Origin of the sequence: Mesorhizobium sp. LCM 4576 (assembly GCF_001854815.1) — a bacterium.
GTDB lineage: Bacteria > Pseudomonadota > Alphaproteobacteria > Rhizobiales > Rhizobiaceae > Mesorhizobium > Mesorhizobium plurifarium.
Genome location: NZ_MDDT01000015.1, coordinates 14,793 through 38,277 on the forward strand (window position 1 = coordinate 14,793; position 23,485 = coordinate 38,277).

The 23,485-nt window shown below is 64.2% G+C and carries 26 protein-coding genes and 1 tRNA gene; 19 read left to right on the top strand and 8 right to left on the bottom strand.

From position 1 onward, the window contains the following. Positions 1-27: 27 nt before the first annotated feature. From kduD to LCM4576_RS07105, 3 genes are all read left to right on the top strand, one after another. Complete coding sequence (kduD, locus tag LCM4576_RS07095) at positions 28-795, top strand: 2-dehydro-3-deoxy-D-gluconate 5-dehydrogenase KduD (RefSeq protein ID WP_116397900.1); 768 nt, start codon at positions 28-30, stop codon at positions 793-795. 32 nt (positions 796-827) lie between these two features. Next, the gene (locus LCM4576_RS07100; RefSeq protein ID WP_040991597.1) at positions 828-1,160 is read left to right on the top strand and encodes a cupin domain-containing protein; all 333 of its coding nucleotides are present in this window, start codon (positions 828-830) and stop codon (positions 1,158-1,160) included. Between the two features lie 228 nt (positions 1,161-1,388). Next, entirely contained in the window at positions 1,389-2,135 is a 747-nt protein-coding gene (locus LCM4576_RS07105) for a sulfotransferase (protein ID WP_244510702.1), read from the top strand. A gap of 27 nt (positions 2,136-2,162) precedes the next feature. Here LCM4576_RS07105 and LCM4576_RS07110 read toward each other — a convergent pair whose 3' ends face one another. After that, complete coding sequence (locus LCM4576_RS07110) at positions 2,163-2,789, bottom strand: LysE family translocator (protein ID WP_071031478.1); 627 nt, start codon at positions 2,787-2,789, stop codon at positions 2,163-2,165. Between the two features lie 255 nt (positions 2,790-3,044). Between LCM4576_RS07110 and recQ the strand changes: the two genes are divergently transcribed. After that, the gene (gene recQ / locus LCM4576_RS07115; protein ID WP_071031311.1) at positions 3,045-4,889 is read left to right on the top strand and encodes a DNA helicase RecQ; all 1,845 of its coding nucleotides are present in this window, start codon (positions 3,045-3,047) and stop codon (positions 4,887-4,889) included. 56 nt (positions 4,890-4,945) lie between these two features. Here the strand turns inward: recQ and LCM4576_RS07120 are convergent, their stop codons facing one another. After that, entirely contained in the window at positions 4,946-5,335 is a 390-nt protein-coding gene (locus tag LCM4576_RS07120; RefSeq protein ID WP_071031313.1) for a hypothetical protein, read from the bottom strand. 81 nt (positions 5,336-5,416) lie between these two features. Between LCM4576_RS07120 and LCM4576_RS07125 the strand changes: the two genes are divergently transcribed. Both LCM4576_RS07125 and LCM4576_RS07130 read left to right on the top strand, forming a co-directional pair. Then, the gene (locus LCM4576_RS07125) at positions 5,417-5,821 is read left to right on the top strand and encodes a hypothetical protein (protein WP_071031315.1); all 405 of its coding nucleotides are present in this window, start codon (positions 5,417-5,419) and stop codon (positions 5,819-5,821) included. Positions 5,822-5,823: 2 nt separating this feature from the next. Further along, entirely contained in the window at positions 5,824-6,960 is a 1,137-nt protein-coding gene (locus LCM4576_RS07130; RefSeq protein ID WP_071031317.1) for a hypothetical protein, read from the top strand. A gap of 92 nt (positions 6,961-7,052) precedes the next feature. Here LCM4576_RS07130 and LCM4576_RS07135 read toward each other — a convergent pair whose 3' ends face one another. Continuing rightward, positions 7,053-7,526: a hypothetical protein gene (locus LCM4576_RS07135; RefSeq protein ID WP_131803231.1), complete on the bottom strand. Its 474-nt coding sequence runs from the start codon at positions 7,524-7,526 to the stop codon at positions 7,053-7,055. 210 nt (positions 7,527-7,736) lie between these two features. Next, the gene (locus LCM4576_RS07140) at positions 7,737-8,564 is read right to left on the bottom strand and encodes a class I SAM-dependent methyltransferase (protein WP_071031479.1); all 828 of its coding nucleotides are present in this window, start codon (positions 8,562-8,564) and stop codon (positions 7,737-7,739) included. Between the two features lie 238 nt (positions 8,565-8,802). Between LCM4576_RS07140 and LCM4576_RS07145 the strand changes: the two genes are divergently transcribed. Next, positions 8,803-8,997, top strand: a complete 195-nt coding sequence (locus tag LCM4576_RS07145; protein WP_131803232.1) for a hypothetical protein — start codon at positions 8,803-8,805, stop codon at positions 8,995-8,997. A gap of 5 nt (positions 8,998-9,002) precedes the next feature. Here LCM4576_RS07145 and LCM4576_RS07150 read toward each other — a convergent pair whose 3' ends face one another. Continuing rightward, positions 9,003-9,245 carry a hypothetical protein gene (locus LCM4576_RS07150; protein ID WP_071031320.1) on the bottom strand — a complete coding sequence of 81 codons (243 nt, stop codon included), beginning with the start codon at positions 9,243-9,245 and terminating at the stop codon, positions 9,003-9,005. A 42-nt stretch (positions 9,246-9,287) separates the two neighbouring features. Then, positions 9,288-9,377: transfer RNA gene (locus LCM4576_RS07155), tRNA-Ser, on the bottom strand. Between the two features lie 325 nt (positions 9,378-9,702). Between LCM4576_RS07155 and LCM4576_RS07160 the strand changes: the two genes are divergently transcribed. The 3 genes from LCM4576_RS07160 to LCM4576_RS07170 all read left to right on the top strand — a co-directional run bounded on the left by LCM4576_RS07160 (position 9,703) and on the right by LCM4576_RS07170 (position 11,499). Further along, on the top strand, positions 9,703-10,419 hold the full coding sequence (locus LCM4576_RS07160) for a 50S ribosomal protein L21 (protein WP_071031322.1): 717 nt from the start codon (positions 9,703-9,705) through the stop codon (positions 10,417-10,419). 99 nt (positions 10,420-10,518) lie between these two features. Next, positions 10,519-10,788 (top strand): 50S ribosomal protein L27, encoded by a 270-nt coding sequence (rpmA, locus tag LCM4576_RS07165; protein ID WP_040991608.1) that lies wholly within the window; start codon positions 10,519-10,521, stop codon positions 10,786-10,788. A 123-nt stretch (positions 10,789-10,911) separates the two neighbouring features. Next, entirely contained in the window at positions 10,912-11,499 is a 588-nt protein-coding gene (locus LCM4576_RS07170) for a GNAT family N-acetyltransferase (protein WP_041011112.1), read from the top strand. A 130-nt stretch (positions 11,500-11,629) separates the two neighbouring features. Here the strand turns inward: LCM4576_RS07170 and LCM4576_RS07175 are convergent, their stop codons facing one another. Beyond that, positions 11,630-12,493: an endonuclease/exonuclease/phosphatase family protein gene (locus LCM4576_RS07175; RefSeq protein WP_071031324.1), complete on the bottom strand. Its 864-nt coding sequence runs from the start codon at positions 12,491-12,493 to the stop codon at positions 11,630-11,632. Between the two features lie 163 nt (positions 12,494-12,656). Between LCM4576_RS07175 and obgE the strand changes: the two genes are divergently transcribed. From obgE to LCM4576_RS07200, 5 genes are all read left to right on the top strand, one after another. Continuing rightward, the gene (gene obgE / locus LCM4576_RS07180) at positions 12,657-13,685 is read left to right on the top strand and encodes a GTPase ObgE (RefSeq protein WP_071031326.1); all 1,029 of its coding nucleotides are present in this window, start codon (positions 12,657-12,659) and stop codon (positions 13,683-13,685) included. A gap of 5 nt (positions 13,686-13,690) precedes the next feature. Next, the gene (gene proB, locus LCM4576_RS07185) at positions 13,691-14,848 is read left to right on the top strand and encodes a glutamate 5-kinase (protein WP_071031329.1); all 1,158 of its coding nucleotides are present in this window, start codon (positions 13,691-13,693) and stop codon (positions 14,846-14,848) included. 18 nt (positions 14,849-14,866) lie between these two features. Then, positions 14,867-16,153 carry a glutamate-5-semialdehyde dehydrogenase gene (locus tag LCM4576_RS07190; protein ID WP_071031331.1) on the top strand — a complete coding sequence of 429 codons (1,287 nt, stop codon included), beginning with the start codon at positions 14,867-14,869 and terminating at the stop codon, positions 16,151-16,153. A gap of 83 nt (positions 16,154-16,236) precedes the next feature. Beyond that, positions 16,237-16,824 carry a nicotinate-nucleotide adenylyltransferase gene (locus LCM4576_RS07195; protein ID WP_041006934.1) on the top strand — a complete coding sequence of 196 codons (588 nt, stop codon included), beginning with the start codon at positions 16,237-16,239 and terminating at the stop codon, positions 16,822-16,824. Between the two features lie 88 nt (positions 16,825-16,912). Then, positions 16,913-18,199, top strand: coding sequence for an MFS transporter (locus LCM4576_RS07200; RefSeq protein WP_071031333.1), 1,287 nt, complete (start codon positions 16,913-16,915; stop codon positions 18,197-18,199). A gap of 20 nt (positions 18,200-18,219) precedes the next feature. On the opposite strand, the gene LCM4576_RS07205 is transcribed toward LCM4576_RS07200, so the two are convergent. Then, positions 18,220-19,071, bottom strand: a complete 852-nt coding sequence (locus LCM4576_RS07205; protein WP_071031481.1) for a mechanosensitive ion channel family protein — start codon at positions 19,069-19,071, stop codon at positions 18,220-18,222. A 244-nt stretch (positions 19,072-19,315) separates the two neighbouring features. On the opposite strand from LCM4576_RS07205, the gene rsfS reads away from it, so the two are divergent. The 4 genes from rsfS (at position 19,316) to LCM4576_RS07225 (ending at position 23,363) form a co-directional block, all read left to right on the top strand. Then, complete coding sequence (gene rsfS / locus LCM4576_RS07210) at positions 19,316-19,693, top strand: ribosome silencing factor (protein WP_071031334.1); 378 nt, start codon at positions 19,316-19,318, stop codon at positions 19,691-19,693. Positions 19,694-19,755: 62 nt separating this feature from the next. After that, positions 19,756-20,238: a 23S rRNA (pseudouridine(1915)-N(3))-methyltransferase RlmH gene (rlmH, locus tag LCM4576_RS07215; RefSeq protein WP_071031336.1), complete on the top strand. Its 483-nt coding sequence runs from the start codon at positions 19,756-19,758 to the stop codon at positions 20,236-20,238. A 457-nt stretch (positions 20,239-20,695) separates the two neighbouring features. Further along, positions 20,696-22,030 carry a murein hydrolase activator EnvC gene (locus tag LCM4576_RS07220; RefSeq protein WP_071031338.1) on the top strand — a complete coding sequence of 445 codons (1,335 nt, stop codon included), beginning with the start codon at positions 20,696-20,698 and terminating at the stop codon, positions 22,028-22,030. A gap of 1 nt (position 22,031) precedes the next feature. Continuing rightward, on the top strand, positions 22,032-23,363 hold the full coding sequence (locus tag LCM4576_RS07225) for a S41 family peptidase (RefSeq protein WP_071031340.1): 1,332 nt from the start codon (positions 22,032-22,034) through the stop codon (positions 23,361-23,363). Positions 23,364-23,485 lie beyond the last annotated feature (122 nt).

Here is a 23,485-nt window from a genome sequence, read left to right on the forward strand (position 1 = left end):
CGGCGGCAAGCGAAAGGCATGACGAGCTTGAGCGATCTTTCCGCCTTCAGCCTCACGGGCAAGCGCGTCCTGGTCACCGGCGCCAACACCGGCATCGGGCAGGGCATCGCCGTGTCGATCGCGCGCGCCGGCGGCCTGGTCGTCGGCGTCGGCCGCTCAGCGATGGACGACACCGCCGGGAAAGTCGCGGCCGTGGGCGGCAGCTTCGAGGCGGTCAAGTCCGATCTCGGCGACCCAGCCGAGGCAGCCGCCATGCTCGACCGGGTCTGGGGCGAGAGCGGCCCGCTCGACGGCCTCGTCAACAATGCCGGCATCATCCGGCGCGCCGATGCGGTCGACCTCAGCGAAGCCGACTGGGACGAGGTGATGGACGTCAATTTGAAGACGGTTTTCCGGCTCTGCCAGAGCTTTGCCAGGCGCGTGCTGGCGGAGCCCGGCCGGCGCGGCAAGATCGTCAACATCGCCTCGGTGCTGAGTTTCCAGGGTGGTATCCGCGTCGCCTCCTATACGGCCTCGAAACACGGCGTGCTCGGCCTCACAAGGCTGCTCGCCTGCGAGTGGGCGGCCAAAGGCATCAACGTCAACGGCATCGCGCCGGGCTATGTCGAGACCAACAACACCGAGGCCTTGCGCGCCGACCCGGACCGCAGCGCCGCCATCCTCGGGCGCATCCCCGCGGCGCGCTGGGGCCGGCCGGAGGATATCGGCGATGTGGCGGTTTTCCTACTCTCGCCGGCGTCGGACTACATGCACGGCGCAATGGTGCCGGTCGATGGCGGCTGGCTGGCGCGATGACGTTTCTACCTACTTCGAACGGAAGCTGAGCGATGACCGATATCTTTTCCCATGCGGGCGAAAAAACCTGGGAGCCGACGCCGGACGGCAACAGGCGGCGCGTGCTGGTGCACACCGATGAACTGATGATGGTCGAGTTCGCCTTCGACAAAGGCGGCGTCGGAGCGCTGCATTCGCATCCGCATGTCCAGGCAAGCTATGTCGCCGAGGGACGCTTCGAGGTCACCATCGACGGCCGATCGGAGATCCTCGAAACAGGAAGCAGCTTCATCGTGCCGTCCAACCTCGTGCATGGCGTCAAGGCGCTGGAGGCCGGCCGCCTGGTCGACAGCTTCGCGCCTTACCGGGCCGATTTCCTGGGCTGAGTACCAAAAGAAAAGCCCGCGCCGTCGGGCGCGGGCTTGTTGCCTGGGCGCTTATCGCGCCGCCGCGGTACTCAAACATCGCCGCAGAAGAGCGAGGGTGCTGCAGCAGGGTAAAGATAGGTTTAACAGCCCCCTTGGTCTCCAGCCCTTGAAACCCGCCCGCATATCGGCCAATCAGCTAGTGGCGGTCACGGCAATGTGATCCGGCGCGATCGGGGATAGGGGATTGTGYGGAAACTTCAGGCGGCTGTCGGTTTTCTGGTTGCCCGATCGAGCAGGGAGCTCGATCGCCTTGTGACGGCCGTCAAAATTCGCTGGCGGTCGAGGCCGAATGCGCGGGCCGCGCGGACCAACAAGATATTCATAGCCGGATGCGCGCGCAGCGGAACGACCCTGACGCAACGCGTCATGGAAAGCTTCGAGGATACTTTCGTCTGGCCGCCCGAGGCGCGGCACACGAAGTTCTATCTGCTGGACCGCCAGGAAAGCAACCTGGTCATCAAGCGCGATTCCCGGGCCTTCGCCCATCTTGCGAAACTGCCTGCCGACATCGGTCTCATCTATTGCGTTCGACATCCCTTGGATGTGCTTACCAGCGTGCATCCGCAGACCATGAAGGAGCGTCGATTTCATACCACGGCCGACCGCTGGGCCCAGGAATACGATGCCCTGCTGAGCTTGCGGAAGGCGCAGCCGGCGCGGGATATTCTTTACCTGCGCTACGAAGACACGATCGCCGATCCGGACGCCGTGCAGCAACGGATCGCAGACCGGTTCGGACTTCGCCCGAGAGTGCCGGTGACCGGGGACGGAGGGCGCCCCATCCACTCACGCTCGCTGCGCAAGTGGGAGCGCAACGAAGACTATCATGCCTATCTTCAAAGCCAGCTGTCGGCGGCCGTTCTTGGACCCATGCGGGCCTTCTGTCGCGAATTCGGCTATGACATGYCGGCCTGGGCCGGCGCTACCGGATGAAAGCGTCCTTAGAGTGTTTCGCCTTCTCTAGCGCTGCTGCAGCGCCAGGCGTATGCCGAGCGCGCAATAGATGCCGCCGACCACCTTGCCCTGCCATTTCAGCACCRCCGGATTGCGGCGCAGGAAAGAACCCAGGCCGCCCGCGCTGACGGCGAAGACGACCGTGCTGAAGAGCCCGAGCAGGACGAAGATGATGCCGAGCAGCATCAGCTGCAGCATCACGAAACCGCCTTGCGGGTGCACGAATTGCGGCAGGAAGGCGAGGAAGAACAAAGCGGTCTTCGGATTAAGCACTTCGGTCAGGATCGCCTGCCGGAAGGCTTTGCCCGCGGAGATGGGCAGCGTCCTGCCCGCCAGGCCGGCCGGCGCCTTTTCGAGAATGGCGCGGATACCGAGATAAACGAGATAGGCCGCGCCGATATATTTGACGATGCTGAACAGCATCGCCGAGGCGGCGATGATGGCCGAGATGCCGACGATGGCCATGATGGTGTGGATCACATCGCCAGCGGCGACACCGGCTCCGGTGGCGATGCCGACCTTCGTGCCTGAGCTCGTCGCCCGCGCGACCGTGAGCAGCGTCGCCGGACCCGGAATGAAGACGAAGCCGAACACGACCGCGACGTAAGTGATGAGCGTGGCGGGATCGATCATGCGAAGGTTCCTTTTGCGTCGACCGGCGGGCTTCGGCGACTCGAAACCATAGCACTTCGGAATGCATCGGCGGAACTCTCGGGCGCTATGCCAGCGGTCGCTTTCGAATGACGACATTGRCACGGAGCGACGGGATTCCAGCCGAGCACGGTTGTGGYCGGATGGGCCCTGYGCTACTTCAGGGCATCACGTGGTGAATCACTTGTCTGCTCTTCTCACCTTCCCGAAAACGAACTGCTGCCCGGTGTCTGCCTGATGCCGGCACAGGCGACGAGCATCCGGGCCGGGGACCACAAGCGGCGCGTCCTGAAAGACGTGTTCGGCTTCGACRATTTCCGCCCCGGACAGGCGACCGTGATCGAGGCGCTGCTCTCCGGACGGCATGTGCTGGCGGTGATGCCGACAGGCGCCGGCAAATCGCTCTGCTATCAGGTTCCGGCGCTGGTCAAGGGCGGGCTCACCATCGTGGTGTCGCCGCTGGTCGCGCTGATGCAGGACCAGGTCGCCGCCTTGCGCCTTGCCGGCGTGRCCGCCGACACCATCAATTCCTCGCTCGACCGCGAGACCAATGTGGCGGCCTGGCGCCGCGTGGCRTCCGGGCAGACGCGGCTGCTCTATCTGGCGCCGGAACGACTGATGACGGAGCGGATGCTGGATGCGCTGTCCAGGCTCGATGTCGGGCTGATCGCCATCGACGAGGCGCATTGCATCTCGCAGTGGGGCCCGGCCTTCCGGCGCGAATATGAGGACCTGTCGCGGCTGCGCGGCCTCTTTCCCCGCGTGCCGATCATCGCGCTGACGGCGACGGCTGACGAGGCCACGCGCGCCGATATCGAGGCGCGGCTGTTCGCCGGGCGGGCCGAAACCCTGGTGCTGGGCTTCGACCGGCCCAACATCAAGCTGGYGATAGAAGCCAAGCAGGACAGCAAGCGCCAGCTGCTGCGCTTCATCGAGCGCCACCAGGGCAAGAGCGGCATCATCTATTGCCTGTCGCGCCGCAAGACGGAGGAGATGGCCGCCTTCCTCGAGAAGAACGGCGTGCGGGCGCTTGCCTACCATGCCGGCATGAGCAAGGAGGCGCGGGAGGCCAACCAGAACGCCTTCATGAGCCTGTCGGGCGTCGTCATGGTGGCGACCATCGCTTTCGGCATGGGCATCGACAAGCCCGACGTCGCCTATGTCTTCCACACCGACCTGCCGGGCAGCCTGGAGGCCTATTACCAGGAGATCGGCCGCGCCGGACGCGACGGACGGGCGGCGGAAGCGCACATGCTCTACGGCGCCAGCGACATTCGCACGCGCCGGATGTTCATCGACGAGGAGGATACCTCGCCCGAGCACAAAAGACGGGCGCATCGCCGGCTCGACACGCTGATCGGCTATTGCGAGACGGCGCAGTGCCGGCGCCAGGTGYTGCTCGGCTATTTCGGCGAGGAGGCGCAGGCCTGCGGCAATTGCGACAATTGCCTCGACCAGGCGCCGCGCGCCGATGGCAGCGCCGAGGCGCGCTTCATCCTTGCGGCGATCGCGCAGAGCGGCGAGCGCTTCGGCGCCTCCCATGTCATCGACATCCTGCTCGGCCATGAGACCGAGAAGGTGCTGGCGAGAGGCCATCAGAAGCTCGAAAGCTTCAGGACCGGCATCATGCACAGGAAGCCGGTCTGGCTGTCGCTCGTCCGGCAGCTTGTCGCCGGCGGCTTCCTGGTGCCCGATCCCGACGGCCATGGCGGTCTCGTCATCTCCGAAAGCGGTCGCGCGCTCGGGCGTGGCGAGGTCGCGTTCGAGTATCGTGTCGAGGGCCGGGACCGTCTCGCGCGGGGCAGGAAGCGTGCCGCGCAAGGCGCCGCCATGGATGGCGAGGGCGTCGATGCATCGCTTCTGGCGACGCTCAAGACGCTGCGGCTGCGGCTCGCCAAGGAACGCCAGGTGCCGGCCTATGTGGTGTTCTCCGACCGCACCCTGATCGACATGGCCGAGYGCCGTCCGCGCGACCTCGACGACTTCGCCGAGGTGAACGGCGTGGGTGCAGCYAAGCTCAAGGAGTTCGGCGAGGTTTTCTTGGCTGCGATCGCGGCGCATCAGGCGGATGGATTGGACTGAAGGCCTTATCGCAGGATCGTGGAGGTGCGCCGCGACCGATCAATCTCGACGGGATATCAATAGGCTTTGAGCTTGCCCGCCCAGCGATCTCGCCCTGCCCAATAGGGGCATTTCGGGCAGACGCCGCCTTCAGGATAGTCAGTCCCTTCCTCATGCGGACACCMGAGAATTCCGTCGACCATGACCACGGAATGGACGTCTTGCTCCCACAAGAACGCCGCGATTTCGRCAAAGATCTTGTCATCCTTGCGCAGATCGCCCGTTTCGCCGAACCACCGACGCAGCTCGGTCACCTCTGAGTCTTGGTAGGGAAGTATCGCGGCGGCCACCTTGGTGGCGCGGCTGTCATCGGGCCCATAGAAGGCGATGGTGCCAACAGGGTAGCTTCGCACTCCTTTCTTGGCTTTCTTCTCGATCCACTTCCTTGCCCGTTGTTCCGGTTTCATGTTTGCTCGCCGAGTTGTGAATCGACAGGATGTTGGYGGTCGCAAGAGATACGGCCGGTAAACAGAGGATGGATCAACCCTATGGTCCAAGGCAAGCAGTGGGGCCGTAGAGCCACAAGGCCCRCAACGATAGACCCCCGGGAAAAACAGGCGATTGTCACGTCATGCGAAAAGTTTATTCAGGACGTCCTCAAGCCCAAGTATCTGTCCGAGATACGACCGACGCAATGGAACTACACAGTCGACATCCGGGGYGCATGGGCTGGTGGACGATACCGCTTCATCCAGCGCTTTCGGTCGGGCTGGGAGCAAAATCGCGGCGAGGAGTTCGACGCGCCATTCGCCAGGCTGGACCGCATCGGACCAGACAGATTCGACATTTATTGGATGCGGCATACAGGCAAATGGTGGCCATTGCATGCGAATGTAACGCTCGTCGAGGCGCTACATATTCTCGAAGCCGATGAACTCCTGCACCCGGTCTAGCAATGAGCGAATACCAATATTATGAATTCCAGGCGGTCGATCGTCCTCTCAGCAACGCGGATCGCCAGGTGCTTCGCGGTCTATCCTCGCGGGCGCGGATCACCGCCACCAGCTTCACAAATTTCTACGAGTGGGGGGATTTCAGAGGCGATCCGGACGAGCTTATGGCGCGCTGGTTCGATCTTCATCTCTATTTCGCGAACTGGGGCTCCCGCCGCCTGATGATGAAGCTGCCGGCCCGGCTGGTCGATCGGGATCGCATAGGGGCCTTCCTCGCGGCGACYGACGACGTCATGCTCGAAGACGCCGGCGAGAACGTCATCATAAGCATCTCGCGTGATGAGTTGGAGCTCGAATATCTGGACGATGAGGATTCGAGTTGGCTCGTGGCCTTGGCGCCATTGCGGGCCGATCTGCTCGCGGGCGATCTTCGGCTTTTCTATCTCACTTGGCTGATGGCGGTCGAAGCCGAAGCGATCGAATCCGATGAACCGGAGCCGATGCCGGGGATCGGACCGCTGACCGAGGCGCTCGAAGCGTTTGCCGCGTTCTTCGGCATCGATCATGATCTCGTCCAGGCGGCGGCCGAGCGAAACGCGGCAATTGCGCCCGCCGACCCCGCGCCGGAAATGGTCCGGCGGGTGGTCGCGGCGATGAGCGACGCTGAGAAAACCGATCTGCTCATGYGGGTTTTCAACGGCGAGCCCAACATGTCCGCCGAGTTGYGGGCCACTGTCCGGACACGTCTGGAACCCGAAACGACAATCTCGCCTGGCGCATTGCGCACAGCGGCGGATCTGCAGGCACGGGCCGAAGACATTCGCCTTGCCCGCGAGCGCGCCGAGGCGGAGCTGGCGGAAGCGCAGCGGCGATTGCGGGCGGAAGCGGCGAAGAAGGCGCAAGACGTGCGGGTCGAGGCCCTTCGCCAGAGGGGCGAAACCGTCTGGGAAGAGGTCGAGACCGAGATCATGCGGCGCAATCCCGCCGGTTACGACAAGGCGGCGGCGCTTCTTTCCGATCTGTCGGTGCTTGCCGAAAGAGAGGGCGGCGCCGAGGAATTCCGTGTCCGACTTCAGTCGATTCGGGAGCGCCATGCCGGGAAGGGGCGCTTCCTCGAACGTCTGGTGTCGCTGGGGTAGGTCTTGCCCGGTCGCCGCCCAATGGATCCAGGCGGCGTCAGCTTACTCACCGATCGATCTGCTCGCGCCAACCCTACGACCGCTTGAGCCGGCTAACGCCAAAGGCAGACCTTGACGTCCTTCCCGACATAGCAGGCGCCTTCACGGCGAAGCTCCCCCCAATCTCCTGCCTCGCCATGCGTGTCGCGGATATCCCCGTTCGCATAGCCTGCCCAAGAATCCCCGTCCTTGTAGACAACGGCCCAGTAATCCTTCGACATCTCACCGGCCCCGCTATGCGTATCGGGATACTCGATGCCTGCGAAGACCTGCTTGGGACCCTGGATGTTGAAATCGCCGCCCTTCTCGATTTGATAGGAGCATTTTCCGGAGATGCGGGTCTCACCGTGAACGACCAGCAGGCAGCGGCCCCATTTGTAACCGCTCGGCAGACGATGCTGCGGTTGCGCGTGCGAAGGCGAAAAGGAAAACGCAAGTGCAAGGGCAGYCGCTATGGTTCGCCCTGTCATCCTGTCACCCGTTGTGAAACAGCGACCGGATACGGTTGGATTTTGCCCCGAGCGCATGTCTGACGGCCCTCCACAGGATGTTCCCCTGAGATCATATTATATCATAAGTTGCCGTTCATCCCCGCGACAGACAATGGCAACTATAAGGATCGCACCGCCCGGTGGTGGTTGGTCCTTTTCCAAGCAAAAGGAGATGCCGAAGGGCGGCACGTTCAACGTCCTGGCAAGGGCTGTGGTCGGTGTGGGAGGCCGTCGGGATTGCCCCACCTAAATCCGTCGTGACCAGGCTCCCACCTCATAGCGGCCGATCACCACGCTGGYGTTTGCGGCAGCCTCGGCGCGAATTCGGTCTTGAAGGGTGTCCGGGCCGAGTTCCGAAGCTGCGATGACACCCATCTGTTCCATCRCCGGAGCCATGGTCGCCGCAAGATCCGAAACAAGGTCAATACCGCTCAGGCTGTCCGACCCGCCTCCGGCCAAAGCACTGATCGCCATGCTGGGGGCCGRCAGTCCAGCTTTGATGAAGGTCGAGTGGAGCGCGAGGCCCATATTGGGATTGGTGCCCACCCGACGGAACGTCTCGGCAATGCACCGAAAGCAGTTGTCGTAGGTTGGGGCGGGCGGAAACRAGGCGGCCCCGGTCCAATCGACTTCGTGGAATAGGACCACGCCCCCCGGACGAAGATTTCGCGCAACGCCTCTCAACATTTCGACGGGATCGGGCGAGAACATCAGCACATAACGGCCGACAATTGCGTCGAATGATATGTCGAAGGCAAAGCTTGCGGGATCACATTGGTGGAAGATCACATTCTCCAGTCCGCGTTGCGCGGCTCGCGCCCGAGCTGCTTCGAGAGCTKCCGGCGATGTATCCGAACCGATGACCAGACCTGTAGGCCCAACGATATCGGCCGCCAGAAAAGCCACGTCGCCGGCGCCGCTTCCGATGTCGAGAACGTGCATTCCCGTTCGGAGCCCGGCCCGCCGCAGGTAGTCGCGCGTCATGGGGTCAACCAAGGCCGCCTGCGTCGCGAGCCTTCTCAGTTCTTTTTCCGAATGCCCCAGTTCGTATTCGTAACGACGTTCGCTTGTCATGCTTGCGTCCCCTCCGAACAAAARGCCTTTCGAGCGGATGTCGCGTGCTGCGATACGCGAGGACCGTTCCTATGATTAGGTATCGCTAATATAAATGTACTCACCTGTCCCGTCCATGCAGCGGTGAGTTCAGGCCGGACTTGCCGAAACGGCATAGGCGTGCCGGCCAAGGGGGCACAGCTGCTCCAACAGACGACCGCGGAACAAACGCCGCAGATGGCCGTTGGCGGGGATGGTAATGTTTGCGCCCCTCGATATGCATGGCGAAAAGCGCGCCGAGATCCACAGATCCGCTCGGCTTTCGATGCTTCATGAGCGCGTGGTCAAGCGGATGGATAAGGTGGACCACCTGGCCGAYGAGGTCGAGCAGGCGGCGGCTGCTTTGGTAGCGGCTACTCATCAACCCGACAGGATTGTAATGCTCGGCATGTGAGCGCTTCACTCTTCATCCGCGGGGGTGGAGCTTTTGCTCCGTACGATCCATTCCACCATGTTGGGATCAACGTAGTCGTCGCCGGTCACGATACGGACCAGTTTCGTTGCGCGCGGCCGCCATTGATCTTCGGGAACTTTGTCCTCCTCGACCCAGCGCTTGAACGCTTCGCRCATCACGTCGAATTCGAAGTATGAACGGTTGTCGTTGGATTGCTTTTTGACCATGGCCGGGAACGTCGGACCCATCGAAATGTTCCTGGGCGGCGCGGCGTAACGGCAACGACAATATGGCGGAGAGGGAGGGATTCGAACCCCCGATACCCTTGCGAGTATGCCGCATTTCGAGTGCGGTGCATTCGACCACTCTGCCACCTCTCCGCGAGGTCATGGTCGGCCGTTGCCGGCGCGGCGCACTAGATAACGGCTGACTGCCGGAGATACAAGGCCTTATTCGAGCGAATTCCAGCTTCCGTGAAAAGCGATTGCGACGKGGCGGACCGATATTTGCCGGCAACGCCGCTCGCGGCCTCTCGGAACAAGGCCGCTTGCCTTGACTCCGGCGCAACCTTCGGTTAGGGACAGCCCGCATTCGGCGTGGAGGCTCTTCCGCGCCGCTTGTTTTTTGAACCCGCAGACTGACAAAAAGACGGYCGAACCGCCTCAGGCGGCTCATCAAGGCCGACCGAACAGCGAWAGGCTAAAAATGTTCGCAGTCATCAAAACGGGCGGCAAGCAGTATCGCGTCGCCGCCAACGATCTCCTGAAGATCGAGAAGCTCGAAGCCAAGGTCGGCGATATCGTCGAGATCGGCAATGTGCTCGCGCATGGCGAGGGCGAGAATGTCACCTTCGGCGCGCCGTTCGTCGATGGCGCCATGGTCACGGCGGAAGTCGTCGAGYAGGGCAAGAACCGCACCGTCATCGCTTTCAAGAAGCGCCGCCGCCAGAATTCGCGCCGCAAGATCGGCCATCGCCARCTGCTGACCACGGTCCGGATCGCCGAGATCCTGCTGGGCGGCRCCAAGCCGTCGAAGAAGGCTGCTGCGAAGCCGGAAGCCAAGGCAGAGGCCAAGGCTGAAGTCGCCGCCGAGGCGAAGGCCGAGGCTGCTCCGAAGGAGCCGAAGGCCAAGAAGGAAGCTGCTCCGAAGGCGGAAGCCGCCCCGAAGGAAACTGCCGCCAGCGAAGAGGCAAAGGCCGCGCCGCTGTTCAAGGCGCCGAAGGGCGAGCCGGACGACCTCACCGTGATCAAGGGCATCGGCCCGGTCGCGGCGAAGGACCTCGCCGAGCAGGGCATCGTCACCTTCGCGCAGCTCGCCAAGCTCACCGACAAGGATGTCGCCAAGATCGACGAGCATATGCCGTTCAGCGCCGACCAGATCAAGGACTGGCGCGAGCAGGCCAAGGAACTGGCGAAGAAGTAATTTCTCCGGCGACGATCGTCGCCGGTACGGACTTGAAACGGAACGCGAACGCGTTCATAAGACCATTCAAGCGCCTCAGGGCGCATCGGAGTTAGTCAAATGGCACACAAGAAAGCTGGCGGTTCTTCGCGCAACGGGCGCGATTCGCACTCCAAGCGTCTGGGCGTGAAGAAGTTCGGCGGCGAAGCCGTCGTCGCCGGCAATATCATCATCCGTCAACGCGGCACGCAATGGCATCCGGGCACCAATGTTGGCATGGGCACGGACCACACCCTTTTTGCGCTCGAAGCCGGCGCAGTCACCTTCAACAAGAAAGCCAACGGCCGAACCTACGTATCGGTGAACCCGATTACCAAAGCAGCGGAGTAGCCGGTTCCGCACCATAACACCGGCGCCCATCTCGGGAACCGGTGTCTGGCCAGGCCAGGAAAAGGATCAGGAGAGATGGGCTTGCCCTCTCTCCTTTTTCATTTCTTGCCCTGGAGGACTAAAATGGTTGCCGAAGCGGAAGATACCGAAGACGAAAGTTATGCGATCGATTGCCCGGTGCTGGCCACCGAGCGCTTGGTCATGCGCGCCCCGCGCGAAAGCGATCTCGAGCAACTCGTCACGCTTGCCGACAACCGACATGTCGCCGAAATGCTGGCCCGCATGCCGCATCCCTATGGCGAAGCCGAAGGCCGCACCTTCCTTGCCATGGCGGCGTCRCGCCGCGCCGGCATCGTCTATGCGCTGACGCTCAAGGATGGCGGCACCTTCGTCGGCTGYGCCGGCCTGAACACCACCGATCGCGGCTTGGAGCTGGGCTACTGGATCGGCGAGCCCTATTGGAAGCGCGGCTATGCCACGGAAGCCGCGCACGCGCTCGTCGACCTCGCCTTCCAGCGGACCTCGATCCAGGTGCTGCATGCCTCGACCAGGGTGATCAATCCGGCCTCGCGGCGGGTCATCCACAAATGCGGCTTCCAGTATGCCGGCCAGGGCATGCTGAACTCGATCGTCGCCGGCCAGGTTCCGGTCGAGCGTTACCGGCTCGACAGGAAGACGTGGAACAGTCTTCGCAACTGGATCCACTATTGATCGGGGCTTCGGAAGGTTGAGCGGCGCGCCCTCGCCCGGATTGTCAACCGAATTGCCAAGGTCAATTCGGGGCAATCCGGCCTCTCCCCGAGGGGAGAAGGTGACCGCGTAGCGGCCGGATGAGGATCCATCAGCCGAGTTCGGCCCAGAGCGGCAAATGGTCGGAGCCGACGGCGTCACGGTCGGACCACAGGCGCTGCAGCGATTTGGCGAGCGWGGCGCTGGTGAAGATGTAGTCGATGCATTTATGGCGGCTTTTGTCGGCGGGCCGGTCGGGATCGACCCAGGTGACGAGGTCGGCGACGGCAAGACGCTGGGCGACGTCGACGGCGAGATCGGCGGTCAGCGGCATGCCGAACTCATGGTCCGGGCGGCCGGCGAGTTCGACATATTCGGGCGAGCCCGGCAGCATGTTGAAGTCGCCCATGACGATGAAGGCTTCCGGATAGGGCAGGTCCGGCAGGCCGATCTCGGGAATGYCCGACAGGCCGCCGCCTTCCAGCGCGTAGTTCAGGAGGCGCTGGCGCAGGAAACGGATCTGGCCCTGGCGCTCGACCGGGCTGCGGTGGTCGAGATGGGTGGAATAGAAGCGGATGAAGCCGAGCGGCGTCTCGATCAGCGCCTCGAGCGCGCCGCGCTGGAAGTTCATGGTCTCGAGGCTGCGGCTGCGCGGCAGAAGGAGATTGCGCGACAGATGAATGGGCGTCTTCGACAGCACCATGTTGCCGAGCTGGAAGGAGGTCGAGATGGCGCGGCCGTTCTCCAGGCGCGAGCCGATATTGACCTCGAAATTGCTGCCATAGGCGGCAAAATAATCGGGCAGCGCCTCGCCGATCTCGGCCACCATGTCGCGGTCGCCATTGCGCGGGTTGTTGCGGGTCACTTCCTGCAGCGCGATGACATCGGCGCCGCGCACCGCGTCGGCGATGCGGCCGACATCATATTTGCCGTCGAGGCCGATGCCGTATTGGATGTTGTAGGTGACGATCTTCATTCCCGCGCCTCCCAGTCTCGCCCCCAAACAGTGCTACCGCGTCCTTGGCCTAAGGGCATCAGGCGCTTTAGTCGCAAAACGGGCCTCGCCCTTGGCTCCGCCTTGGTTTAAGGCATGCCTTAGAGCAATCGCTCACAGCCATCAGCAGAAACTTGAAAATCCGATGAAATTCCTCGATCAGGCCAAGGTTTACATACGTTCCGGCGACGGTGGCGCCGGATCGATGTCGTTCCGCCGCGAGAAATTCATCGAATTCGGCGGACCGGATGGCGGTGACGGCGGCCGCGGYGGCGATGTCTGGGTGGAAGCGGTCGACGGGCTGAACACGCTGATCGACTATCGCTACCAGCAGCATTTCAAGGCCAAGACCGGCATGCACGGCATGGGCCGCAACATGACGGGCGCCAAGGGCGCCGACGTGACGCTGAAAGTGCCGGCGGGCACGCAGGTCTTTGCCGAGGACAATGAGACGCTGATCTGCGACCTGACGATTGTCGGCCAGCGCTTCCTGCTCGCCAAGGGCGGCAATGGCGGCTTCGGCAACCAGCATTTCAAGACCTCGACCAACCAGGCGCCGCGCCGCGCCAATCCCGGCCTGCCCGGCGAGGAACTCAGCATCTGGCTCCGGCTCAAGCTGATCGCCGACGCCGGCCTGGTCGGCATGCCCAATGCCGGCAAGTCGACCTTCCTTGCGGCCGTCACCGCCGCCAAGCCGAAGATCGCCGATTATCCGTTCACGACGCTCCATCCCGGCCTCGGCGTCGCCCGCATCGATGGCCGCGAATTCGTGCTGGCGGACATTCCCGGCCTGATCGAGGGCGCTCATGAGGGGGTGGGCATCGGCGACCRTTTCCTCGGCCATGTCGAGCGCACGCGCGTGCTGCTCCACCTCGTCTCCGCGCAGGAGGAAAATCCGGGCAAGGCCTACAAGACCGTACGCGCCGAGCTCGAAGCCTATGGCCATGGGCTGACCGACAAGGTCGAGATCGTCGCGCTCAGCCAGGTCGACATCCTCGATGCGGACGCCCGCAAGAAGAAGGCCGCCTCGCTGAAACGCGCGGCCGGCCGCGCGCCGATGCTTTTGTCGGCCGTCACCGGCGAAGGCGTCGAAGCGGTGCTGCGCGCGCTGATGGCGGTGGTCGCGGAATCGCGCGACGCCGTTCCGGCCCCCGTCGACACGCGCTGGCGGTAAGACCCATGAAATCGCTGAAATCATACCGGCGCATCACCGTGAAGATTGGCTCGGCGCTGCTCGTCGACCGCGCGGCAGGGCTGAAGCGCGACTGGCTGACCTCCTTGGCCGATGACATCGCCGTGCTTGCCGATGCCGGCGCGGAAGTGCTCGTCGTCTCCTCGGGCGCGATCGCGCTCGGCCGCACCATTCTCGGCTTGGGCAAGCGCGCGCTGAAACTCGAGGAGAGCCAGGCGGCTGCCGCCRTCGGCCAGATCGCGCTTGCCGGCGCCTGGTCGGATGCGCTCGGCAAGAACCGGCTGAGATCCGGCCAGATCCTCTTGACGCTTGGCGACACCGAGGAGCGACGCCGCTACCTCAACGCGCGCGCGACGATCTCGACGCTGCTCAAGATGAAGGCGGTGCCGGTCATCAACGAGAACGACACGGTGGCGACGTCCGAAATCCGCTACGGCGACAACGATCGGCTGGCGGCGCGGGTGGCGACCATGATGGGCGCCGATCTTCTGGTGCTGCTTTCCGACATCGACGGGCTCTATACCGCGCCGCCGGCCAAGGATCCGCAGGCAAAGTTCATCCCAGTCGTCGACCGCATCACGCCCGACATCGAGGCGATGGCGGGCGCGGCCGCTTCCGAATTGTCGCGCGGCGGCATGCGCACCAAGCTCGATGCCGGCAAGATCGCCAACGCCGCCGGCACCGCCATGATCATCACCTCCGGCACCAGGCTGTCGCCGTTGATGGCGATCGAACGCGGCGAGCGAGCGACCTTCTTCAAGCCGAGCGCCAACCCGGTGAAGGGTTATAAGACCTGGATCGCCGGGCAGCTCGAACCGGCCGGCCGGCTCACCRTCGATGCCGGCGCCATCGGCGCGTTGAAATCCGGCAAGTCTTTGCTGCCGGCCGGGGTAAAACTGGTCAGCGGCAATTTCTCGCGCGGCGACACGGTGGCGATCCTGTCGCCCGAGGGCCGCGAGATCGCGCGCGGGCTGGTTGCCTATGATGCCGCCGATGCCGTAAGGATCGCGGGTCTGAAGACGGCCGAGATCGAAACCGTGCTCGGCTACGAGGCGCGTTCGGCGATGATCCATCGCGACGACCTTGTGGTAAGCCAATCCGGCGATCAAATATTGGCCGGCGACCAGATATTGGCCGACGACTGACCAAAGCGGAGGATAACCATGCTGAAACTGCATGAAAAATCCGGCGAAGACACGATTGCGCTGATGGCCGAYATGGGCCGCCGCGCCCGTGCGGCCGCCCGACCGCTGGCCGTCGCTTCCACCAAGGCCAAGAACGACGCGCTTGCCGCGATGGCGGACRCCATCCTGCGCAACGAGCAGGTGATCCTCGACGCCAACGCCATCGACATGTCGAATGGCGAGGAGGCCGGGCTGTCCGGGTCCTTCATGGATCGGCTGAAACTCGACACTTCGCGCATCAAGGCGATGGCTGACGGCATCCGAGAAATCGCCGCGCTCAAGGATCCGGTCGGCGACGTGATCGCCGAATGGGACCGGCCGAACGGGCTGCATATCGAGCGCGTCCGCACGCCGCTCGGCGTGATCGGCGTCATCTATGAGAGCAGGCCGAATGTGACGGCGGATGCCGGCGCGCTTTGCCTAAAGGCGGGCAATCCGGTCATCCTGCGCGGCGGGTCCGACTCGCTCAATTCGTCGTCGGCGATCCATGCCTGCATGACCGAAGGGCTAAAGGCGGCCGGCCTGCCTGAGGATGCCATCCAGCTGGTGCCGACCACCGACCGCGCGGCTGTCGGTGAAATGCTGAAAGGGCTTGGCGGAAATCTCGACGTCATCATCCCGCGTGGCGGCAAAAGCCTGGTCGGGCGCGTGCAGACCGAGGCGCGGGTGCCGGTCTTCGCGCATCTGGAAGGCATCTGCCATCTCTATATCGACCGCTCGGCCGATCTCGACATGGCGGTGAAGATCGCCGTCAACGCCAAGATGCGGCGCACCGGGGTATGCGGCGCCGCCGAGACGCTGCTGGTCGACCGCGCGGTGGCCGCCACGCATCTGGTGCCGATCCTCGAAGCGCTGCGCGCCGCCRGCTGCGAGATCCATGCCGATCAAGAGGTGATGAAGGCCTTCGCCGACGCCAGCCCCGCGACCGACGCCGACTGGGTGACGGAATATCTCGACGCCATCATCGCGGTGAAACTGGTCGACGGCGTCGCCGGCGCGATCGAGCACATCGAGACTTTCTCCTCGCACCACACGGAGGCGATCATCGCCGAGGACGCACAGGCGGTCGAAAAATTCTTCAACGAGATCGACTCGGCGATCCTGCTGCACAATGCCTCGACGCAGTTTGCTGATGGCGGCGAGTTCGGCATGGGCGCCGAGATCGGCATCGCCACCGGCAAGATGCATGCGCGCGGGCCGGTCGGCGTCGAGCAGCTCACCTCGTTCAAATACCGCGTGCGCGGATCGGGACAGGTGAGGCCTTGACCTTTTTCGCCCGGCGGGCCTGAGGGAGGCCAAGGCGAATGCTTTCGCAAGCCGAGCAGCCTGTCCCCGCTCGCTACCTCCGCATGCCGCACGCCGCCAAGGGCCTGACCGTCGGCCTGTTCGGCGGTTCGTTCAACCCGCCGCATGCCGGACATTCGCTGGTCGCCGAGATTGCGCTGAGAAGGCTCGCGCTCGATCAGCTCTGGTGGATGGTGACACCGGGCAACCCGCTGAAAAGCGGGCGGGAACTGGCGCCGCTCGCCGAACGCATCGAATTGTCCGAAAGGATCGCCAGGAATCCCAGGATCAAGGTCACCGCCTTCGAGGCGGCGCACCACGTGCGCTACACCGCCGACACGCTTGCTCTGGTCAAGGCGCGCAATCCGGGTGTCGATTTCGTCTGGATCATGGGCGCGGACTCCTTACGCGACTTCCACCGCTGGCAGCGCTGGCGCGAGATCGTGCTGACCTTCCCGATCGCGGTCATCGACCGTCCGGGCGCCACGCTCTCCTTCCTGTCGTCGGTGGTCGCCAAGACCTTTGACTATGCCCGCATCGACGAGGGCGACGCGCCGCTGCTCGCCCGCATGCAGGCGCCGGCCTGGACCTTCATCCACGGCCCGCGCTCGTCGCTCTCCTCCACCGCGATCCGCAAGGCGGCGAAGGGGTAGCACTTTCCCTTGGYCCACAAGGGGGAAGGAAGTCCGGCCATGTCGCTTTTACGGCTGCCTTTTGCTCGCCGGCAGGAGATGYTGGAGCATGCTGCAGCAGGACCAAGCCACAACCGATCGGATACAGGCCGAACAACCGGCGCCGCTGATCGCCATTGCCAGCGTCATCGTGTCGATGGCGCTGATCGCCATCGGCAATGGGCTGATGTTCGCCTATATCCCGGTGCGTCTCGGCGCCGACGGCTTCGACCCGACCTGGGCCGGCCTGATCGTCACCGGGCTCTCGGCCGGGGGGCTGGCCGGTTGCATCCTGACCGGGCCGCTCGTCAGGCGGGTCGGTCACGCCCGCGCCTTCATGGTGCTTTCGGCRCTGATCGCACTCTCAAACGCCGCGATCGGCGCCGGGCCGATCCCGCTTTTATGGATCGCCGCCCGGGCGCTTTACGGCTTCGCCATTTGTGGGCTGTTCATCGTCGCGCAGAGCTGGCTGAACGACGCCTTGCCGAACTCGATCCGCGGCCGGGTGATGGCGGTGTTCTATGTCGCCTATATCGCCGGGCTGGGCGTGGGATATGCGACGCTCGCCGCGGTCGACATCCACACGGCCGCGGCAGCGMTGATCGGCATCACCTTCACGGCGCTTTCCATTCTGCCGGTCGGCATGACGCGGCTTGCGCAGCCGCCGGCGCCGCAGGCCGCGTCGGTGGCGCTGCGCCGCGCCTGGCGCATCTCGCCGGTCGGCGTCGCCGGCATGCTCGCCGTCGGCGGCTTGTCGATGATCGTATCCGGCTTCGCGCCTATCCACGCCACCGCCAAGGGCTACAGCCAGGCCGATGTGGCGCTGCTTTTGTCGGCGATGCCGGTCGGCACGCTGATCCTGCAGATACCGCTCGGCTGGATTTCGGACCGCACGGACCGGCGCTACGTGCTGGCGGGCGCGGCGGCGCTCGCGACCGTCGCCAGCGTGCTCGCCATCGCCTTCGACGGCGGCGCGCTGATGGTGCTGGTGGTGATCTATCTCATCTGGGACGGGGCGTCGGAATCGATCTATGCACTGTCCAGCGCGCATGCCGCCGACCGTGCCGCCAAGGACGAGCTTCTGGCGCTGTCGAGCTCGATGCTGTTCGCCTGGTCGCTGGCCGGCTTCATCGTGCCGGGCTTCGTCACGGCGCTTTCCGCCGTCTTCGGCACGGCGGCCTTCATCTATGTCGGCATCGTCATCGCATCAGCCTTCTGTCTGTTCGTGCTGTGGCGCGTGATGGCGGGCCGGCCGACGCCCGCGCCCACAAGCGGCAGTTTCGCGCCGATGTCGGCGCAGACGCCCTTGCCGGTGGAGCTTGCCTTTGCGCCGGACGAGGCGGCAACGAAGCACTGAGCGGGGAAGCGCTGGTCGGGCTACTGCTTGCGTGCCTCCGGCGCCGRCACCTCCGGCGGCGGCAGCGGGATCGAGATGCCTTCGCTGTCGAAAGCCTGCTTGGCGCGCTGGGTCATGTCGATCTGGGTCGAGAAGTAGTCGGCGGCCGATGTCCAGTAACGCAAGGTGAGCGAAACGGTCGCATCGCCGAGACTGGCCACGAAGGCGATCGGCGCCGGTTCGCGGCGGATGCRCTTTTCGGCGCCGGCGATGGCAAGCAGCGTCTTTTGCGCGCGGTCGATATCGTTCCAGGAGCCGATGCTCAAGCCCACGTCGGTGCGGCGCACGCCGTTGCGGGTGAAATTRCGCACCGGCTGGTTCCACAACGTCGAGTTGGGCGCCAGCACATAGACGCCGTCGGCGGAGCGCAGCTTGGTAGCGAAGAGGCCGATCTCCTCGATGGTGCCGGCAATCGAGCCGACCTCGACATATTCGCCGATGCGGAAGGGCCTGAGCGCGAGCAGCATGATGCCCGCGGCGATGTTCTGCAGCGTGCCCTGCAGCGCCAGCCCGATGGCGAGGCCGACAGCGCCTATTGCCGCGATGATGGAGGCCGTCTGCACCCCGAACTGGCCGAGCACCATGATGACGACCAGGATCAGGATGGCGTAACGCACGATCTTGGAGAAGAAATTGCGCAAGGTCGCGTCGAAGCCGTGGATATGACTGAGGYCGGCACGGATCGAGCGTTCGGCCAGGCCGGCGACGAAGTAGCYGACGACCAGGAGGATGACGGCGCCGATGGCCGAGAAGGAATAGGAAACGATCAGCGTGCTGAGCTGCGCGAGCCCGGCCTGGATGGTGATGAGGGCGCTTTGCGGGTCGGTGGGCATGACGGGGATCCCGTTGGTCGGTGCGCCGATAACCCATGCGCCCGGGATCAGTTCCCGCCTCTTGCAGTCCGGCGGAAGGCTTCCGGAGCATCGCGCGACGATCACGCYTCGGGGCCGTCGTCTTGAAACTGCAATGGAACTCTGCCTATCTAAGTGGTGTCACCTGATTTGCATAGGTGATTTGGTTGTTCTTGTTGGGAAAGGAAACACACTGAGAACAGCACTGYGGAAGAAGGCTGACATCATGCCTTCGCCGGCCGGGATCAGCGTAAACGACGCCGCGTCCCACGCCATCGCCACAGTCCTTGCCAGTCTGGAAGACTCCAAGGCCGAAAACATCGTCTCAATCGACATCCAGGGAAAATCGAGCCTCGGCGACTATATGGTCATCGCCTCRGGCCGATCGCACCGTCATGTCTCGGCTGTCGCCGATCACCTCCTCAAGGCGCTCAAGGATGCCGGTCTCGRCACCGCGCGCGTCGAGGGGCTGGCCAGCGCCGACTGGGTCCTGATCGATTCGGGCGACATCATCGTCCATGTCTTCCGCCCCGAAGTCCGCGACTTCTACAATCTCGAAAAGATGTGGCTGGCGCCGGACCTCGAGGAAGAGACCTTGCACTGAGCCTTGATCCGCCTGCCGTGGACCGTCACGGTAGGCGCTAGGACAAGCTCGCCGGGGCGAGGATGAAGATCACCGTTCATGCCGTGGGCCGGATGAAGACCGGCCCCGAGAGAGAGCTCGCCGACCGCTATTTCGAGCGCTTCGCCAAAAGCGGACCCGCGGTCGGGCTGGAATTTGCCGGCATCGTCGAGGTCCCCGAGAGCCGCGGACAGAGCGCCGACGAGCGCCGCCGCGAGGAAGCCCAGAAGCTGCAGGCCCAATTGCAGGCCGGTAGCGTTCTCATCCTGCTCGACGAGCGCGGCAAGTCGCTTTCGTCGGAGGAGCTCGCCGCCCGCATCGGCCAGTTGCGCGACGGCGGCCGCAAGGCGCTGGTCGTCGCCATCGGGGGCGCCGACGGCCATGACAAATCCCTGCGCGATCAGGCCGATCTTGTGCTGTCCTTCGGCGCGCTGACCTGGCCGCATCAGCTGGTGCGCGTGATGCTGGGCGAGCAGCTCTACCGGATCGCGACCATCCTGGCGGGGCATCCTTATCATCGATCGTGATTCGCGGTGCGTTTGGCAGGCGGCATGCTTTGGAGATTGGCGGAAACGCCCATCGCGATCGTCATTCCAGGGCGAAGCAGGAGCGAAGCTCCGTCGCGTAGACCCTGGAATCCATGCCRTTACCTTTGCCAAGGCGTGCTGCGGAGCAGAATTCTGCACCGCAGCGGCGCTTCCAAGTCACGGCATGGATTCTATGGTCTGCGCCGCGTCGCTTCGCTCCTTGCTCCGCCATAGAATGACGAGGTTGGGGTGGCTTCAGCTAATCCCCGGCGTTTGCGCTGCCTTCACGGAAGCCTTACACCAGGACAACCGGCAACCGGTCAAAATCCTATGCTGAGAAATAGGTGACACGTAACTATCCGGATTTCCGCCGCAATAACTCGACACCACGATCACGGCACCGCTTCCAACATGGTTGATGGTTCGTTAACGAAGCGGCGGATAGGTTAGGGGCCTGATGTCTGAAGGCTGGTACCCGATCACGCGCGCCTGGCGCAGCCGCTGCGGCTTGACCCTCGTCGCCGCCCTGGTCGCGCTCGGGCCGGTCCGGGCGACCGAGAACACGCTCGACACGGCGCCGGATCCCGATCAGAGCCGGGCCGAATACGAGCAGGTTTCYAAGGAGATCACGCTTTCGTCGGAGCGGCTGGCCAAGCTTGCCGCCGATATCGCCTCGGTCCGCAAGGACTATGCCTCGATCACCGCTGCGCTCATCCAGTCGGCGATGACCGAGCAGAAGCTCGGCCAGGACATCGAGGACATCGGCGCCAAGCTCGAAGGGCTGAAGGCCGAGGAAAAGAAGCTGCGCGCCTCGCTCATGGCGCGGCGCGACGTGCTGGCCGAGGTGCTGGGCGCCCTGCAGCGCATGGGGCTCAACCCGCCGCCGGCGATCCTGGTCAAGCCCGAGGATGCGCTGTCGTCGGTGCGCAGCGCCATCCTGCTCGGCGCCGTGGTGCCGGAACTGCGCCAGYAGACCGACCGGCTGATGGCCGATCTCAAGGAGCAAACAAGGGTGACGGCCTCGATCGAGGCCGAACGGGCGAGACTCACCAGCGCCGTCACCGACCAGACGGCGGAGAAGAAGCGGCTCACCATGCTGCTCGAGGCCAAGAAGAAGCTGCAGGCCGACACCCAGGCCGCGATCGCGGCCGAGCAGCAGCATTCGCAGCAGCTGGCGGCGAAGGCGAGCAGCCTCAAGGACCTGATCGCTTCGCTGGAAGCCGACAAGGCGCGCAAGGCGCAGGACCAGGTCAAGGCCGGTGAGCGAAAGTCGACCGACGCCGACACGACGGCCTCGACCACCGAGCTCGCCGCCCTGCCGGTGCCGGAGGCCAACCGCCTTAYGGGATCGGCGCCATTTTCGGCCTTGCAGGGCCAGATCGCGCTGCCGGTCATCGGCAAGATAAAACGGCGTTTCGGCACCGACGACGGCAATGGCGCGGCAATGCAGGGCGACATGGTTGCGACACAATCGGGGGCCATCGTCACCGCGCCGGCGGATGGAAACGTGCTTTATGCGGGGCCGTTTCGCTCCTATGGTCAACTCTTGATCCTCAATGCGGGCGACGGGTATCATGTCGTCCTGGCGGGGATGAGCAGAATCAGCGTCGCGACGGGACAGTCGGTGCTCGCGGGAGAGCCGATCGGCGCGATGGGAGAGGCCCGGGTGGCAAGCACCTCGGCCTCGCGAAATGGAAATGCGACGCCGGAACTCTATGTCGAGTTCCGCAAGGATGGAAAACCCGTCGATCCGGCCCCATGGTGGGCGGACCGATTCTCTGGAAGGACGTGAAATGATGCGGAAACTGTCGCTTCTGTTTGCCGGCGCGCTGATGGGCGCATCGGCAATGAGCCTGGTCTACGGCGCACCGGGCTCGGYGGCGAACGCTGCGGGCTCGGAAACCTACAAGCAGCTGGCGATCTTCGGCGACATCTTCGAGCGGGTGCGCGCCAATTACGTGACGCCGCCGGACGACAAGTCGCTGGTCGAGAACGCCATCAACGGCATGCTCGCCTCGCTCGACCCGCACTCCTCCTACATGAATGCCGAACAGGCGCAGGACATGCGCGTGCAGACCAAGGGCGAGYTCGGCGGTCTCGGCATCGAGGTCACCATGGAGAACGACCTCGTCAAGGTGATCACGCCGATCGACGACAYGCCGGCCGCCAAAGCGGGCGTGCTTGCCGGCGACTACATCGCCAAGATCGACGGCGAGGAGGTTCGCGGCCTCACCCTCAACGACGCGGTCGAGAAGATGCGCGGGCCGGTCAACACGCCGATCAAGCTCACCATCCTGCGCCAGGGCGCCGACAAGCCGATCGAGCTGACGGTGGTGCGCGACATCATCAAGGTCAAGGCGGTGAAGTACYGGGTCGAGAACGACATCGGCTATATGAAGATCACCTCCTTCACCGAAAAGACCTATGACGATCTCGAGAACGCCATCGAGAACATCAAGAAGCAGGTGCCGAACGACAAGCTGAAGGGCTATGTGCTCGACCTGCGCCTCAATCCGGGCGGCCTGCTCGACCAGGCGGTCAGCGTGTCGGACGCCTTCCTCAAGCGCGGCGAGATCGTCTCGACCCGCGGCCGCGACCCGAAGGACGTGACCCGCTTCGACGCCAAGCCGAAGCAGGTCGACGACATCAACGGCAAGYCGATGATCGTGCTGATCAACGGCGGCTCGGCGAGCRCATCGGAAATCGTCGCCGGCGCGCTGCAGGATCTGCGCCGCGTCACCGTGGTCGGCACGCAGTCCTTCGGCAAGGGCTCGGTGCAGACCATCATCCCGCTCGGCGAGAACGGCGCGCTGAGGCTGACGACGGCGCTCTATTACACGCCGTCGGGCAAGTCGATCCAGGGCAAGGGCATCACGCCCGACATCAAGGTCGACCAGCCGCTGCCGCCTGACCTGCAGGGCCGTGACCTGACCCGCGGCGAATCCGACCTCAAGGGCCACATCAAGGGCGCCGACGAGAACTCGACCGGCTCGGGCTCGGCCGCCTATGTGCCGCCGGATCCGAAGGACGACCTGCAGCTGATCTATGCCGAGCAGCTGCTGCGCGGCGAGAAGACCGATCCGGCCTTCCCGCCGAACCCGGACAAGGCCGTGCTGAACCAGTAATGCGGTTCGGGCTTTGAGTATGTGCATGTCGTTATCCCAAAACCGCGACGCACTTTTGGGCGACATGCACTAGGCTGGGCTCTGGCCGATCGAGCTAAGCAATGCAATGCTGCCGGGACCGC

Bases quoted from the DNA above. Each gene is read 5' to 3' on its own strand.
- LCM4576_RS07100 (WP_040991597.1), top strand. From the start codon at position 828: ATGACCGATATCTTTTCCCATGCGGGCGAAAAAACCTGGGAGCCGACG.
- rpmA (WP_040991608.1), top strand. From the start codon at position 10,519: ATGGCACACAAGAAAGCTGGCGGTTCTTCGCGCAACGGGCGCGATTCG.
- LCM4576_RS07195 (WP_041006934.1), top strand. From the start codon at position 16,237: ATGCCGCACGCCGCCAAGGGCCTGACCGTCGGCCTGTTCGGCGGTTCG.
- rlmH (WP_071031336.1), top strand. From the start codon at position 19,756: ATGAAGATCACCGTTCATGCCGTGGGCCGGATGAAGACCGGCCCCGAG.